We start from the raw sequence: 14,055 nt of genomic DNA, 5'->3' as shown, positions 1-14,055 counted from the left end.
GCGCTCCTCACGATGTTTCCAATCCGGAAGTACGCAGTGCTGAAGTCGAGACCCAAAAGCGGCCCTTCACCCGCGGCTACGGCGCCCCACGTCAATGCGGGTGCCACGAAGAGACCACCCTCGGCGTCTGCGGGGTTGAACTGCCAGCAAGTGCGTACGACAACTCATTTGCGGCCTTCATGATCGTCTTGGCATATCGAATCAGCTTGTTCTTCGGCAAGCGTTCCGCAGGCCCCGAGATGCAGACCGATCCGAGCAGTCGCCAATTCAAGCCGAACACTGGCGCGGAGACGGTGGCCACACCCTTCTCGCGTTCGCCGATCGAGAAGTGGTAACCGTGCTGTCGAATTTCCTCGTAGATGGCGCCGGGCTCGCCCGAGAAGGCCAGGATCACGCGGCCTGGTGAACCCTTGTCCAAAGGAAGCGCCGAGCCCATCCGCGCGTGATGGCGGATCGGCTGCGGTCCCTCGACGCGCGCGATGCACGTCCGAATGTTTCCTTCGCGCACATAAAACGCCGCGCTCTCGCCGGTGGCCTGCGTCAATTCGAGCAGCATCGGCTCGACGACATTGTTGACGTCGAATGCGGCCTGATAGCGCGCACCGAGCCATCCTGCGGCCGGCCCCAGACGCCATTCGCCGTCCTCCCGCTGAACCACATAGCCGCTGTGAGCCAGGGTCCGCAGCAGGCGCAAGGCGGTGGTCTTGTGGATGCCGCTGCGGCGCGTCAGCTCCGCCAGGGACAGCCGCTGGTCCTGCATGCCGAACGATTCGAGCAGTTGGAGGGCCCTCGTGACGGCGGTGACGCCGCCTGACCGATCAGGATCGGAAGCTTCAGTTTCGGCTGCGGGAGGGGGCGCCGGCTTGTTGCCCGCTTTGGTTCGTGCCATGGTTCGTGGTTCACACAGTGGACCCCCATTGTACGTATCGGAACGCAAATCTACAGTTCGCCCAAGCCTGGAACGGGCGACGAACTGTCAACTACAAACTGGAGACAACTGTGAAGATTTCGAAGCTCGCATCCTCTCGCCGCGCCGCCTTGGTGGCGGTCGCGGCATTCGCCTCCTGCACCGCTTTCGCGCAGAACTACCCCTCTCGTGCGATCAAGCTGATCGTGCCGTTCCCGGCAGGTGGCGGCACCGACGCCGTGGCGCGCGAGGTGGCGAACAAGGTGGCCGCGCAGCAAGGCTGGTCGGTGGTCATCGACAACAAACCAGGCTCGGGCGGCAACCTCGGCGTCGATGCAGCCGCGAAGGCAGCGCCCGATGGCTACACCATTGTCCTTGGCCAGACAAGCAACCTGGCGATCAATCCGACGCTGTACGCGAAGCTGCCGTACAACCCCGTGAAAGACCTCGCACCGATCGGCCTCATCGCAAGCTCGCCCCTCGTGCTCGTGGTCGCGAGTGACTCGCCCTACAAGACGCTGGCGGACCTGATCGCGGCGGCCAAGTCCAAGCCGGACGCCATCAACTACGCCAGCTCGGGCAGCGGAACCGTCGCCCACCTCGCGGTCGAGCAGTTCCAGAAGATGGCCGGCATCAAGCTCACCCACATACCGTACAAAGGAGCGGCGCAGGGCACCACCGATCTGATCGGTGGTCAGATCCAGCTCTACATGTCTTCGATCCCGACGCTGATCGGCCACATTCGCGGCGGCAAGATGCGAGCGATTGCAGTCACCTCGGAGAAGCGCGTCAACGACTTGCCCAACGTGCCGACGGTGAGTGAGTCCGGCTACAAGGGATTTGAAGCCGTGACGTGGTTCGGCCTGGCGGGACCCGCGGCGATGCCCAAGGACGCCGTCGCCAAGCTCAATGGGGCCTTCAACAAGGCACTGCAGGACCCCGAAGTCAAGAAGCGGCTCGAAGGCCAGGGTGTCGATGTGCTCGGCGGCACGCCTGAGCAGTTCGGCAAGCTGATTCAGGACGACATCGGCCGCTGGGGCAAGGTCGTCAAGGAGTCCGGCGCCAAGGTCGACTGACCCCCCTGCCCAGGAACCTCACAAACTTTCCGCATCTCCGCGACGTCACCGGCTCCCGCAGGAAACGCCAGTCCACAACGCCTACACGGCTCGGCAGGGCGCAGCCATGCCCTGCCTCACCTTCTCCCATCTTCGTACGAAAGACCGTCATGAGCGACCAGCTTCCCGAAATCATTCGCGACTTCCCGCGCGTGCCCGCCGCCATCGTTGCGCAGGCCGCAGAACTTCAGCCCGCCATCCTGGCAGACGTGGCTGGCCGCCGCGGTGCCATGAACGGCCGCATCAAGGCGCTGCGCCCACGCATGAAGCTGGCCGGCACCGCCTTCACCGTCGAGGTGCGTCCCGGCGACAACTTGATGATCCATGCGGCGATCGCCATGGCCAAGCCCGGTGATGTGCTGGTCATCGACGGTAAGGCCGACCAGAGCTCCGCTCTCATGGGCACGATCATGATGACCGCGTGCCAGAAGCTCGGCATTGCAGGCGTGGTGATGGACGGCGCATGCCGCGACAGCCTCGAGATCGACGAGATGGACTATCCGGTGTTCTCCGTCGGCACGAATCCGAACGGACCCACCAAGAACATCGGCGGCCGAATCGGGCACCCCGTGTCCGTCGGGGGCGTGACCGTCCGTCCGGGCGACTTCATCATCGGTGATGGCGATGGCGTGGTCGTCGTCGAGCGCGAGAAGATCGAGGCGTTGCTTCCTCTGGCTGCCAAGAAGGTCAAGGACGAGACGGCCCGCATTGCTGCCATCAAGGAAGGCGACACCGCCGCCAAGTGGCTCAATGCTGCGCTGCGCACGGCCGGCGTGCTGAAAGAAGGAGAGACGCTGTGAGCGCGATCCTCGTCACCGGCGCGGATCTCGCGCCCGAGGCACTGAGCCTGCTCAAAGGTCGCGACGTGGTGTACGCGGGCAGGACGCCGACCGAAGCGGATCTCGTGGCCCTTTGCCGCACGCACGATCCGGTGGCCATCATCGTTCGCTACGGCAAGGTCGGCGGCGCGGTAATGGACGCCGCGCCCTCGCTCAAGGTCATCTCCAAGCACGGCAGCGGCACCGATACCATCGACAAGGCTGCGGCGAAGGCCCGGGGGATCGAAGTGGTCGCAGCGGCCGGTGCAAATGCCGCGGCGGTCGCCGAACAGGCGCTGGCCCTGCTGTTGGCGTGTGCCAAGTCGGTGGTGCAGTTGAATGCGCGCATGCACGACGGCCATTGGGACAAGGCGACGCACAAGAGCCTTGAACTGGGCGGTCGAACGATCGGACTGATCGGGCTCGGCGCCATCGGCTTGCGATTTGCACGCATGGCGGATGCGATAGGTATGAAGGTGATCGGCTTCGATCCGTTTGCCAGCGGCCTGCCGGATCACGTCAAGAGCGTCGAGTTGCCGGAGATCTGGAGCGAGTCCGACGTCATTTCGCTGCACTGCCCGCTAACCGAGGAAAACCGCCGCCTCGTCAACGCCGACACGCTGGCGCAGTGCAAGGCGGGCGTCATCGTGGTGAACACCGCTCGCGGCGGACTGATCGACGAACCCGCGCTCTTGATGGCGATCCGGTCCGGCCGCGTGGCGATGGCCGGGCTCGACAGCTTTGCGGTAGAGCCCATGGCGCCGGGCCATCCGTTCCAGGGCGAAAAGAACCTGGTGCTCAGCCCGCATATCGGAGGCGTCACACGCGATGCCTACGTGAACATGGGTGTGGCTGCCGCGAAGAACCTGTTGGCAGTCCTGGCCCGGCAGGGGGCGCCCGCGTAGTTCCCACAAGAGTTGGGCCAAGACCACCGTTGGACATCGTCCAGCCACAAGGAGACAAACAGATGAAGAACCTTCCGACAACGAGACTGCGCACAGCCACAATTGCCTTGGGGCTCGCCGGGCTCTGCCTGGCGACCCCACCGGGGGCGCATGCTCAGACCGCCTGGCCCACCAAGCCGGTGCGAATTCTCGTGGGCTTCTCGGCAGGCGGACCGACCGACGTGGTTGCGCGAAGCTTCGCGGACTATGCCTCGCGCGCCCTGGGCCAGCCCTTCATCGTGGACAACAAACCGGGAGCGAACACGATCCTCGCGGCCGAAGCCGCCGCGGCGGCGCCGGCGGACGGATACACATTGCTCCTGGCGGCGACCAATCACACGATGATTCCGGCGCTCTACAGCAAGCGGGTGAAGTTCGATGCCGTCCGATCGTTCGAACCCGTCTGCTCGCTCGCGGTGAGCCCAACGGTGCTGGTCGTCGGGCCGTCGATGCCAGTCAAGACGCTTGGCGCATTTCTGCAGGAGGTCAAGAGTGCGCCGGGCAAGCGCACCTATGCCACGCCCGGCAGCGGCAGTTCCGGCCATTTCGCAGGCGCGAGGTTCGCGCAGATCACCGATATCTCCATGAACCACATCCCGTACAAGGGGGCAGCCCAGGCCATCACCGATCTGGTCGGCGGGCAGGTCGACAGTTCTTTCGCAACGCTCGGGTCCGTGCTGCCCCAGGTGCAGTCGGGCAAGCTGACCGGATTGGCGACGGCCGCTCCGAAGCGCTCGTCCCTTCTGCCGAATGTGCCGACCTTCGAGGAGGCGGGAGTCAAGGGCTACGCGGCCGACGCCTGGTATGGCCTGCTGTCGCCTGCAGGAACGCCGCCTCAGGTCCTCGCCCAACTTCGTCGAGTCTCCACCGAGTTCGTGCGCGCGCCGGCGACCATGGAGAAGCTTCAGGCCCTGGGAATGGAGCCACAGAACACTTGCGCCGATGCCTTCAAGGCGCAACTGGTGCACGAAGCTCAGGTGTACGGGGATCTCTCGCGAGCCTTGGACCTGAAGACCGAATGATGACGACCCAGTCCAACGCATCTCCCTTCCGACATAGAGACATGACCATGAAGACGCTGATCAACCTCCTGCTGGCCTCCTGCGCCTTCGCAGGGACTGCAGTCCATGCAGCGTACCCCGATCGGCCCATCACCATGGTGGTGCCCTACGCGCCCGGCGGCTCGGCGGATGCCCTGGCACGGGTTCTCGCCGCGCGCATGGGCGCGAAGCTCGGCACGAGCGTGATCGTCGACAACCGCGCTGGCGCCAGCGGCACGATCGGTGCCACCTTTGTGGCGAAGGCGCCGGATTGATCACCCATGATCAAAGGTGAGATCACAGATCCCGTCCCGCATTCCGCCGGGCTCGACCGGCCCTCGCGCGCATTGCCCGCCAATGCCTGCGACAGCCACATGCATGTGTTCGATCCGAAGTTCGCACCTTCGCCACACTGGAAGCGCCAGCCACCGCATGCCGATGTCGCGGCCTACCGGAAGCTCCAGGCGCGGCTGGGCACCACACGGGCGGTGGTGGTCAATCCATCGACCTACGGCACCGACAACACCTGCACGCTCGACGCACTGGATCAACTCGGCGCTCGCGCGCGTGGAGTCGCGGTCGTCCATGAGGATGTGACGGACGCTGAACTGCGTCATCTAGCCGCACGGCGCGTGTGCGGCTTGCGGGTCAACTTCGTCACCCCGCAGGCGTGGGGCATCACCACGCCGGAGATGCTGAGAACGCTGGCATCGAAGGCGGCGCCCCTGGGATGGCACATCCAGATCTTCGTGCATCCTGAACAGTTGGTGATGCTGGCGCCTATGTTGGAGAGGCTGCCAACCTCTCTGGTCATCGACCATATGGCGCTCATCGATCCGGCTGAAGGGCCTTCCGCCATGGCGTTTGGCGCGCTACGCAATTTGCTCGATCGCGGGAACACGTGGGTCAAGCTCTCCGGCGTCTACATGCGATCTCGCTTTGGTGCACCGCGGTACGACGACGCGCACGCCTTGGGCCAGGCGATGGCGAGGGCTGCGCCGGAGCGCTTGATTTGGGGGAGCGACTGGCCTCACACGACCGCACCGGCAGGCACGGTCAACGATGCGGATCTGCTGAACGTGCTGCGTTCATGGTGCGACGCCGACGCCGTAGTGGATCGCATCCTCGTGGACAACCCGGCGCAGTTGTATGACTTCGATGGTGCCTGATCGACTGCCGGCGCAGTTTCTCTAACGGGTGGCCAAGGCAGCCACGGAGATCGCCATGTTCCTTCTGCAAGCCCCACAGATCAAAGAGCTCGAAATCTTCAGCCGGATGCCGGACCGGCTTCGACGGCGTGAGAACAGCGTGTGGTCCGATGCCAATCGCGGCGGACCCATCACCGATTCCTTCCTTGAGGGTCCGGTGTTCGACGATGCGGACAATCTCTACGTGAGCGACATTCCGTTCGGCCGGATCTTCCGCATCGACGCTGCCGGCGAGTGGGCGCTGATTGCGGAATACGACGGCGAGCCGAACGGAATGAAGTTCCTGGACGCAAACACACTGCTGGTGACCGACTACAAGAACGGCCTGATGCGTGTCGATGTGCAGACCGGCGCGGTTACGCCGCATCTGGAGCGCCGCAATACCGAGCGCTTCAAGGGCCTCAATGACCTCGTGCTCGCAGCATCGTGAGCCCATAGCGCACGCCAATCATGGTCGGTTTGCCGCACTGCAGCTTCAACGCCCGGCGTTCTCGCGGTGTAAGGGACGGCCGGCCTCAGCGCGCGCACCTTCCTCCGATAGCAGAGCCTAGCCGCAGTGGGCGGCTGTAGTTACACCCCTCGGGAGCCTGCCATAGACGTGATTGCGCCAGAAGCGTGTCGATTCACGGCAACGACGCAACGCAACGATAGCTCTCCGCCTTCGTCACGTCGCCCGACACGTACGCCGGGTAGTTCGGATAGCGACACATGGGGCGCGTCGCCAGGGTGGTGAATGGGGCAGTGGGCGAGTTGCGTACCTGCACAAGTGCATCGGCTGGCGCGCTGCCACTCGTCACCCAGTTGTCGAGCGTCGTGAGCAAATCGTGGCTGGTGGGAACTTCGGTGCCTGTCGTGAGGCTTGCTGCCGTACCGCCGTGATTCGACGCGGGCGACACGTAGAGGCGCACGAACTCGTCGACTACCGGCTGCGTCAGCTTGTCGACGACACTCTGGTAGTACTGGATGCCGGCCACCGGGCTCTGCGCCCAGTCACCCGCGTTCTCGCGGATGATGAGCTTGCCGCCTCGTGCGTGGAAGGCCGCGAGATCGGGACTGGTCGAGTCCATCAGCGCCGACACCTGCTGGATGCGCGCCTGGAAGGTCGAGGCGTTCCACGTGCGGATGTCGAAGGCGGCGTTCTTCGCGATCACGTAGCGGGCGTAGCTGCTGCCGTAGATCACACCGCGAGCATCTGTCGCAGTGGGTGGCAGGTTAGGCACTTTGCCCGTCGTCACCCAGCGTCCGATGCCTTCGCCGCCGAGCTGGATCTCGCCGCCGTACAGGCGGCCGGGGTAGGTAGTGAGCCCGTTGGCAAGAGGGAAAGGCATCACGGTCGGTCCGTACGATGCCTTGAGCACGAGCAGCTGCGCGTCGGAAAGGCAGGTGTCGCCCGTGTCCGCACCGTCAGGGCAGCGTAGCGTCTGCAGGTCGACGCGCGACGGGCAAGCGAGGTAGTTGCTCACCACGCCGTCCGCGCTGTTGTCGAGTGCGTCGCATGCGGTGTTCACGTAGTTGGCGAGCACGCGCACCTTGCTGGCGTTGATCGCGCCGCCGGAGAACTGTGGCAACTGGTAATTGATGAAGCCGTTGAAGAGTCCCGTCCAGTGGATCACCGGCACGACCGACACGATGCCATCGAAGTCCTGCGGGTAGCGCTGCGCCATCGTGAGGCCCTCGCGCCCACCCTCGGACCCTCCGTAGAAGTACTGTTTGGACGGCGTGCGCAGGTAATACTGCTGCATCAGCGCGTGCGCGACGTCCTTGACCTTCTTGTATGACTGGTGCGCGAAATTCAGGAACATCTCGTCGTTCAACGCGAACTTGGCGGGGTCGGTCACTCCGTAAGTCGTGCCGTCGTGACCGGAGTCGGTGCCGAAGGTCGCGAAGCCCTGGGTGATCGGCTGCGCTTGGCCCGGCGCTGCGTCGCGAAGCGCGGCGACAGCGTCGATGAGTGTGCCGTTGAACCCACCGCCGCCCACCATGACGGCCTTTCCATTCCAGGCGGTCGGCAAGTTGAGTTGAAAGCGAATCGGATCAGCACCCGCCGTGAGGGGAGCGATCGAGCCCTGCACCTTGCAATATTCGGCGAAAGCAGGCGAGGTGGTGACAGCCGGTACGAGCACGGCCGATGAAACGGTTGCACTGCCGCTGGCCAGCCCGATCTGCCCCGCCGCGACCGTTTTAGCTGCCATGCCGGTGCAAGCCTGTGCGAGCGAGGACTTGTCCGGGACGGGCGGGATGACGACATCGCTGCCGCCGCCACCGCATGCGGCAAGCAGCGTCAAGCAGGCGACAAGGCTACCTGCGCCGAGCCAACGGCTTGAATGCTTTTCTCGCGTCATACGTATCTCCGATTTAAGCTTTATGGGGGCGTTGCAGCACCCCGGCATCGAACACACTCAAGGATCAAAGACACGGAGTGTTTTCCTCCCTCGCGGACATGCACTTTAGTGCTTTCTAGCCAATTGAACAGCCAGAACACATGAAGCATCATGCCGGTCACACAAGGCAGCTTTCTTGGGGTAATCCCCAACATAGGGAATACGCCGTGCACTGAGATGGGCGCTTCTGGTTGCCCTACCCGGTGTGAAAGCCTGGTTCCTCACGTTGCTGCTTCCGCAATATATTGCCTGTTCGGACAGCAACCGTGCGTTCTCCGCTGTGCCCAATGCGAGCTACCGCAAGGAGAGAAATGCCAAGCTATCGAAGGCGCCGGCCGCAGTCGGCTGCGGATTCAACCGGTTGATGCAACACCAACCGAGAAACCTCAGGCCCAAAAGGGGGGCCTCACTCATGACGGGTCACGTGAAAAATCGACGCAAGTAGACTCCGCGGCTTTTTCTTTCTGCAGAGGAGCGACCCGCAGGCTGCCCTACACCGGCGCTTACTTCCACGGCACGCGGGCGGACCTCCTGGTGGCGACCTGCTCACCGCGGGCTTCCGCTCGGATGACCCCAACGTCACCGACAAGAAGTTTCCGGGCAATCCCACACGCTCGTACCGTGGCCGGGAGCCGCTTCGGATCATCGGCGAACTGGAGACCTGGGAACTCTTTGATGCGGAGTACATCCGCCAGCTCAAGGAGCGCGTACGCAGCGCCCCCTCCTGCGTGGTGACTGCAGGCAGCTCGCAGTCGCTTGGCCGTGAGCTTGAGCGACCGCTTTCAAGAAATCTGTACAGCCGGCATGGGCCACCCAAAGCGGCTGTACCGAACACTGGAAAGCTGACGCCCATTCGGGTGGCAGAAGCGGGTGGCCCTTCAGGTTGCAGGTCGCCCATGCGGCGATCTCGCGGTTCACGGTTGAACCGCGAGCTCGGTCGATACGGCTTTGGTGTGACTGAAAGACTCGCCTCTCATTGCGCGTTGCCAACTTGCCGGTCTGCCGATGAAGTCGGTCAGCGCGTCCACAAACGCCTTTAGGCGAGCACTGGGGCGGGGCAGCGCTCGGACGAGGTGGATGCCTGTCACCTTGGCTGCCGGCAGACCTTCCGGATGTAGAACAACGAGAGCGCCTAGACCTATGTCGTGTCCAACCACCCAATCAGGTAAGCGGACGATGCCTGCTCCAGCGACGGCGGCCTGGCGCTGGGCATCAAAGTCGTCGGCTTCGAACACACAATGACCGTACTGCAAGAGGTCATTCCCCAAGACTTCGCGCCATCCCAGGGGACTCTGGCTACGGCGCTTGTCGATGAGGCGGTGGCTTGCCAGCGCATCTAGAGATTGAGGGGATCCGTGCGTCGCCACGTAGCCAGGCGAAGCGCAAACCACATAGGTTTGGTCTGCAAGCTTAGTGCTGATGAGCGCCCGGTCGGGCAGATCGCCAAAACGGATTGCCAAGTCGAGTCGCTCAGTTGTCGGGTCGGCAAGACGCTCGGTCAGGTCCAGCTCCATACTCAGACCAGGGTATGTCACGAACATCTGGGCGAGGCACGGAACAACATATCGACGACCAAACGTCGGTAAACAGCTCACGCGCAGGACACCCTCCACCGCAGCTTCGAACGAAATGACTTCGCTGCGCGCATCTGCGAGGTCGCTCAAGATTTTGACCGCCCGGCAGAACAGGAGATTTCCGGCATCTGTCGGGCGCAACGCGCGTGTCGAGCGCGTGAAGAGCGTTGCTTTCAGCTCCTCCTCGAGCGAGTCGATCTGTCGTGCCACTGAGGACACGGCCACGCCTCTCCGACGTGCGACAGCGGAGAACGAGCCAGCCCGCACGGTATCGACGAAAACTTCGAGGTTCTCCATGGTGCGCGCCTGATTCATATTTGCGTTCCTTGCAAAGACGTTTAGCGAGCCGAGTAGTTGTTCCTAGTGGCCAGCCCTTCTACGATTCTGTCAACTTCAATGGATTTGAGCAAGCAAAGCAAAGGAGACTGGAATGACTGCTTCGTACGACGAGCTGTTTCTATTCATCGATGGAGAGTGGATCGACGGCACCGGCCGCGAAACGTCAGCGGTGACCAACCCGGCAACGGGTTCCGTCGTCGGCCATGTGCCACACGCGCGCAAGGAAGATCTAGACCGCGCTCTGCAAGCGGCAGATCGCGGCTTCAAGGTTTGGCGTACAACACCTGCATACGACAGGGCAAAGGTGCTGCGTCGCGCAGCAGAACTTCTGCGCGACCGCGCGGAGAGCATTTCCAGGCTGCTGACTTTGGAGCAGGGAAAAGCGTTGCATGAAGCCCGTTACGAGTTAGCCAGCTCAGCGGACTACTTCGAGTGGTTCGCGGAAGAAGGGCGACGCGTCTACGGCCGCACAGTGCCGTCAAGACGGCCAGGTGTGCACCAGCGTGTGCACAAGGAACCTATCGGCCCCGTCGCCGCTTTCGCACCCTGGAACTTTCCCGCCATCACGCCGAGCCGCAAGATTGCCGCCGCACTTGCAGCAGGCTGCTCCGTGATCATCAAGCCAGGGGAAGAATGTCCAGCGACGGCCTTGGCGATTGCTCGCGCGCTTGACGACGCAGGCCTACCGAAAGGGGTGCTCAATGTGGTGTTTGGCGAGCCCAACGTCATTTCGCGTTACCTGATCGAATCGCCCGTGATCCGGAAAGTCTCTTTTACTGGTTCGGTGCCTGTTGGACGGCTGCTTGCGGCCCAAGCTGGCCATGCGCTTAAGCCCATCACGCTGGAGCTGGGTGGACATGCCCCAGTGCTGGTTTTCGCTGATGCGGATCTCAACTCTGCCGCCAAATTGCTGGCTGCAAACAAGTTCCGAGGAACGGGACAGATCTGCTTGTCACCTACTCGCATCTTGGTTCAGCGCCCGGTGTATGAAGCCTTCTTGGCCAAGTTTGTCGCGGAAACCAGAGCGTTGAAGATCGGCGACGGCCTGGAGCCAGATACTCAGGTTGGGCCGGTATCAAACGAACGGCGCATTGACGCCATCGCCGCGCTTATTTCCGACGCTCGCGAGTGCGGCGCCACGGTGCGCACTGGCGGTGCGCGCGTCGATCGACCAGGCCTATTCTGGGAGCCGACCATCCTGACAGACGTGCCGGCAACCGCCAAGGTGATGCACGAGGAGCCGTTCGGACCGCTTGCGGTCGTAGTTCCCTTCGACACGATCGATGAAGCACTCACCGAGGCCAATCGCCTGCCGTACGGATTGGCAGCGTATGCCTTCACGGAATCCGCCCGGACCGCAGTGCGGGTGGCCGACGAGCTGGAGGCAGGAATGATCGGCATCAACCACGCCCAGATGATAGTTTGCGAACTTCCTTTTGGCGGTATCAAGGACAGCGGACATGGATCCGAAGGCGGGGCTGAAGGCATCCAGAGTTACCTCAACACGAAGTTCGTCAGCCAGGTCTGAACGATCCTCGAACTAAAAACCAGGAGACAAAAAATGAAGCTCACCAAGCGAAGCTTTTGGCTCAGTGGCATCGCTGCACTGACAACGTTGGCCTGCGGGGTCAGCGGCAACGCCACTGCCCAGGACACGTATCCGATCCGCCCGATCACCTTGGTCGTGCCATTCCCGGCGGGTGGTGTCACCGACGTCGTAGCCCGCGAACTGGCCCAACGGCTGGGCAGCGCACTCGGACAGCCAGTTGTGGTCGACAACCGCGCCGGCGCGGGGGGCAACATCGGCACGCAGGTCGTCGCGCGCGCCGCCCCTGATGGCTACACATTGGGCGTCCTTACCGTCAGCGCTCTGTCCATTGGGCCGCACCTGAGTCGTAAACTGCCATTCGACCCCTCTCGCGACTTCACGCCAATCACCAACCTGGTGAACACCCCCGGCGCGGTCATCGCGGGGCCGGCCACGCCATTCAACACGTTCTCGGAGTTCGTGAAGTACGCAAAGGCGAACCCCGGAAAAGTCACTTATGCCAGCGTGGGCCCCGGCTCAATCCCCCACTTGACTGCAGAGATCCTCGCCAAGGCAGTCAAGGTCGACATGGTTCACGTCCCCTACAAAGGCGCGGCCCCTGCCATGCAGGACCTGATCGCCAGCCATGTCGACCTCTCGTTCGAGACTTCGCTGGCGACGACCATGACCTACCATGCCAACAAGCGCATCAAGGTGCTCGCCATCACCGGGCCGAGCCGTGTCTCCGTGCTGCCGGACGTGCCCACGGTAGCCGAGTCGGGCTACCCGGCATTCGGCGTGCAAGGATGGTTCGGACTCCTGGGACCGCGTGGCCTTCCACCGGCCATTGTGGAAAAGCTTAACAAGGCGGCCGTGCAGGCCTTTGCCGACCCTGCGTTGCGCAATCGCATGGAGCAGCTCGGCATGCAGCCCGATACAGGCAGTCCTCAGCAATTCCGCCAGTTCCTTGCGCAGCAGGACAAGGCATGGGCCGAGTCGGTTAAAGGCCTAAGTATCACCCTCGACTGAAACAGAAAGATGAAATGCAAGCCATAGTTTTCGACGACTTCGGTGGCCCCGAAGTCCTGGTGCCCCGTGAGACCGCACGTCCAGAGGTCCGACCGCACGACCTTCTGGTGCGCAACGTATCCATCGGCGTTAATCGCGCCGACATGTCGCACCGCAAAGGGGCCTATGGCCGCGCATTCTTCGGCGACTCGGACATCATGGGCCTGGAAATCGCCGGAACAGTGGTCGACTTCGGCCCCGAGGTGGAAGGCTTCTCCGTTGGCGATCGCGTCATGGGCATCGTCGGAGGAGGTGCGTACGCCGAGTTCTCACGCATCGACTACCGCATGGCGATGCCCGTTCCGGAGAGCCTCAGGCTTGTCGACGCCGGCGCCATTGCCGAGGTGTTTGTGACCGCACACGAGGCGCTCTTTCACCTCGGTCGCCTGCAAGCTGGCGAATCCGTCCTGATCCATGCCGCGGCCGGAGGAGTCGGTTCTGCGGCAGTGCAGCTCGCCCATGCGGCAGGCGCGCGAGTCTTCGCTACGACCGGCGGCGATAAGCGAGAAGCGGTTCGTGGCTTCGGCGCCGATGAGGTGATCGATTACCGCACCGAGGACTTCCAAACCGTTGTGACCGAGAAAACAGGCGGCAAGGGCGTCGACGTCGTCATCGATTTCATTGGCGCTTCTTACCTGGAGCGCAATGTCCGGTCGCTGGCGGTGGGCGGCCGCATGGTGGTGGTTGGCCTCCTCGGGGGAGCTGCGGGTGCAACGCTCCCGATGGACGCGGTGCTGTACCGCCACCTGCAGATCTTCGGAACCGTCATGAAGTCCCGACCTCCTGAAGTTAAGCAAGCGATGACGCGACGCTTTGCGGAACGTTGGCTCAACGCGTTCGCCATTGGAACTCTCCGCCCCGTGATCGACAGCACCTATCCGCTTGCCGAGGCCGCTCAGGCACATCGGCGGATGGAAACGGGTGAGAGCGTGGGAAAAATTCTTCTACTGCCTGAGCCTGAGCCAAGGTGACTCAGCGTTAATGCATCACGCGCGTTTCATCTGAAATCGTACCCACGGTCATCGAAATTCATCCGCAACGGGTACTTGAGAAAGTTGCTCTGTCGCCGACGCCATATGAAGTGCCAATCGCCGTCAGGCAGCCCACCTCAATCCACTGTCAACCCTTCAAAG

General features: G+C 63.0%; 11 protein-coding genes and 3 pseudogenes. 11 read left to right on the top strand and 3 right to left on the bottom strand.

The genetic code is table 11. The features are described 5' to 3' along the window. Nucleotides 1-91 precede the first annotated feature (91 nt). Complete coding sequence (locus E5P3_RS07475) at nucleotides 92-889, bottom strand: IclR family transcriptional regulator (RefSeq protein ID WP_162585398.1); 798 nt, start codon at nucleotides 887-889, stop codon at nucleotides 92-94. A 116-nt stretch (nucleotides 890-1,005) separates the two neighbouring features. Here E5P3_RS07475 and E5P3_RS07470 point away from each other — a divergent pair, with 116 nt between their 5' ends. The 7 genes and pseudogenes from E5P3_RS07470 to E5P3_RS07440 all read left to right on the top strand — a co-directional run. Beyond that, a complete protein-coding gene (locus tag E5P3_RS07470; RefSeq protein WP_443083281.1) occupies nucleotides 1,006-1,983 on the top strand; it encodes a Bug family tripartite tricarboxylate transporter substrate binding protein in 978 nt (325 codons plus the stop codon). A gap of 149 nt (nucleotides 1,984-2,132) precedes the next feature. Beyond that, nucleotides 2,133-2,822, top strand: coding sequence for an RraA family protein (locus tag E5P3_RS07465; protein WP_162585396.1), 690 nt, complete (start codon nucleotides 2,133-2,135; stop codon nucleotides 2,820-2,822). Next, complete coding sequence (locus E5P3_RS07460; protein WP_162585395.1) at nucleotides 2,819-3,745, top strand: NAD(P)-dependent oxidoreductase; 927 nt, start codon at nucleotides 2,819-2,821, stop codon at nucleotides 3,743-3,745. Before E5P3_RS07465 ends, E5P3_RS07460 begins: the two co-directional genes overlap by 4 nt. A 62-nt stretch (nucleotides 3,746-3,807) precedes the next feature. Then, nucleotides 3,808-4,806 (top strand): Bug family tripartite tricarboxylate transporter substrate binding protein, encoded by a 999-nt coding sequence (locus E5P3_RS07455; RefSeq protein WP_162585394.1) that lies wholly within the window; start codon nucleotides 3,808-3,810, stop codon nucleotides 4,804-4,806. Nucleotides 4,807-4,853: 47 nt separating this feature from the next. Further along, nucleotides 4,854-5,090 (top strand): annotated as a pseudogene (locus E5P3_RS07450) (tripartite tricarboxylate transporter substrate binding protein); the annotation flags it as partial. Between the two features lie 15 nt (nucleotides 5,091-5,105). Next, entirely contained in the window at nucleotides 5,106-5,993 is an 888-nt protein-coding gene (locus tag E5P3_RS07445; protein ID WP_162585393.1) for an amidohydrolase family protein, read from the top strand. Nucleotides 5,994-6,048: 55 nt separating this feature from the next. Then, nucleotides 6,049-6,456 (top strand): annotated as a pseudogene (locus tag E5P3_RS07440) (SMP-30/gluconolactonase/LRE family protein); the annotation flags it as partial. A 199-nt stretch (nucleotides 6,457-6,655) separates the two neighbouring features. On the opposite strand, the gene E5P3_RS07435 reads toward E5P3_RS07440, so the two are convergent. Continuing rightward, entirely contained in the window at nucleotides 6,656-8,422 is a 1,767-nt protein-coding gene (locus E5P3_RS07435; protein ID WP_232073438.1) for a tannase/feruloyl esterase family alpha/beta hydrolase, read from the bottom strand. A gap of 557 nt (nucleotides 8,423-8,979) precedes the next feature. Here E5P3_RS07435 and E5P3_RS35740 point away from each other — a divergent pair. Further along, nucleotides 8,980-9,105, top strand: a pseudogene (locus E5P3_RS35740) (NAD(+)--rifampin ADP-ribosyltransferase); the annotation flags it as partial. Between the two features lie 222 nt (nucleotides 9,106-9,327). Here E5P3_RS35740 and E5P3_RS07425 read toward each other — a convergent pair. Further along, nucleotides 9,328-10,302 carry a LysR family transcriptional regulator gene (locus E5P3_RS07425; RefSeq protein ID WP_162585391.1) on the bottom strand — a complete coding sequence of 325 codons (975 nt, stop codon included), beginning with the start codon at nucleotides 10,300-10,302 and terminating at the stop codon, nucleotides 9,328-9,330. A 115-nt stretch (nucleotides 10,303-10,417) separates the two neighbouring features. Here E5P3_RS07425 and E5P3_RS07420 point away from each other — a divergent pair, with 115 nt between their 5' ends. The 3 genes from E5P3_RS07420 to E5P3_RS07410 are packed head-to-tail and all read left to right on the top strand — an operon-like array spanning nucleotide 10,418 to nucleotide 13,893. Continuing rightward, nucleotides 10,418-11,854 carry an NAD-dependent succinate-semialdehyde dehydrogenase gene (locus E5P3_RS07420; RefSeq protein WP_162585390.1) on the top strand — a complete coding sequence of 479 codons (1,437 nt, stop codon included), beginning with the start codon at nucleotides 10,418-10,420 and terminating at the stop codon, nucleotides 11,852-11,854. A 33-nt stretch (nucleotides 11,855-11,887) separates the two neighbouring features. Then, entirely contained in the window at nucleotides 11,888-12,883 is a 996-nt protein-coding gene (locus E5P3_RS07415) for a Bug family tripartite tricarboxylate transporter substrate binding protein (protein ID WP_162585389.1), read from the top strand. Between the two features lie 14 nt (nucleotides 12,884-12,897). Beyond that, nucleotides 12,898-13,893, top strand: a complete 996-nt coding sequence (locus E5P3_RS07410) for an NAD(P)H-quinone oxidoreductase (RefSeq protein WP_162585388.1) — start codon at nucleotides 12,898-12,900, stop codon at nucleotides 13,891-13,893. The last annotated feature ends 162 nt before the right edge of the window (nucleotides 13,894-14,055 follow it).

It is taken from the genome of Variovorax sp. RA8 (assembly GCF_901827175.1).
Lineage (GTDB): Bacteria > Pseudomonadota > Gammaproteobacteria > Burkholderiales > Burkholderiaceae_C > Variovorax.
Note: the sequence above shows the minus strand (reverse complement) of the source record. Positions and strands in the feature narration are given on the sequence as shown.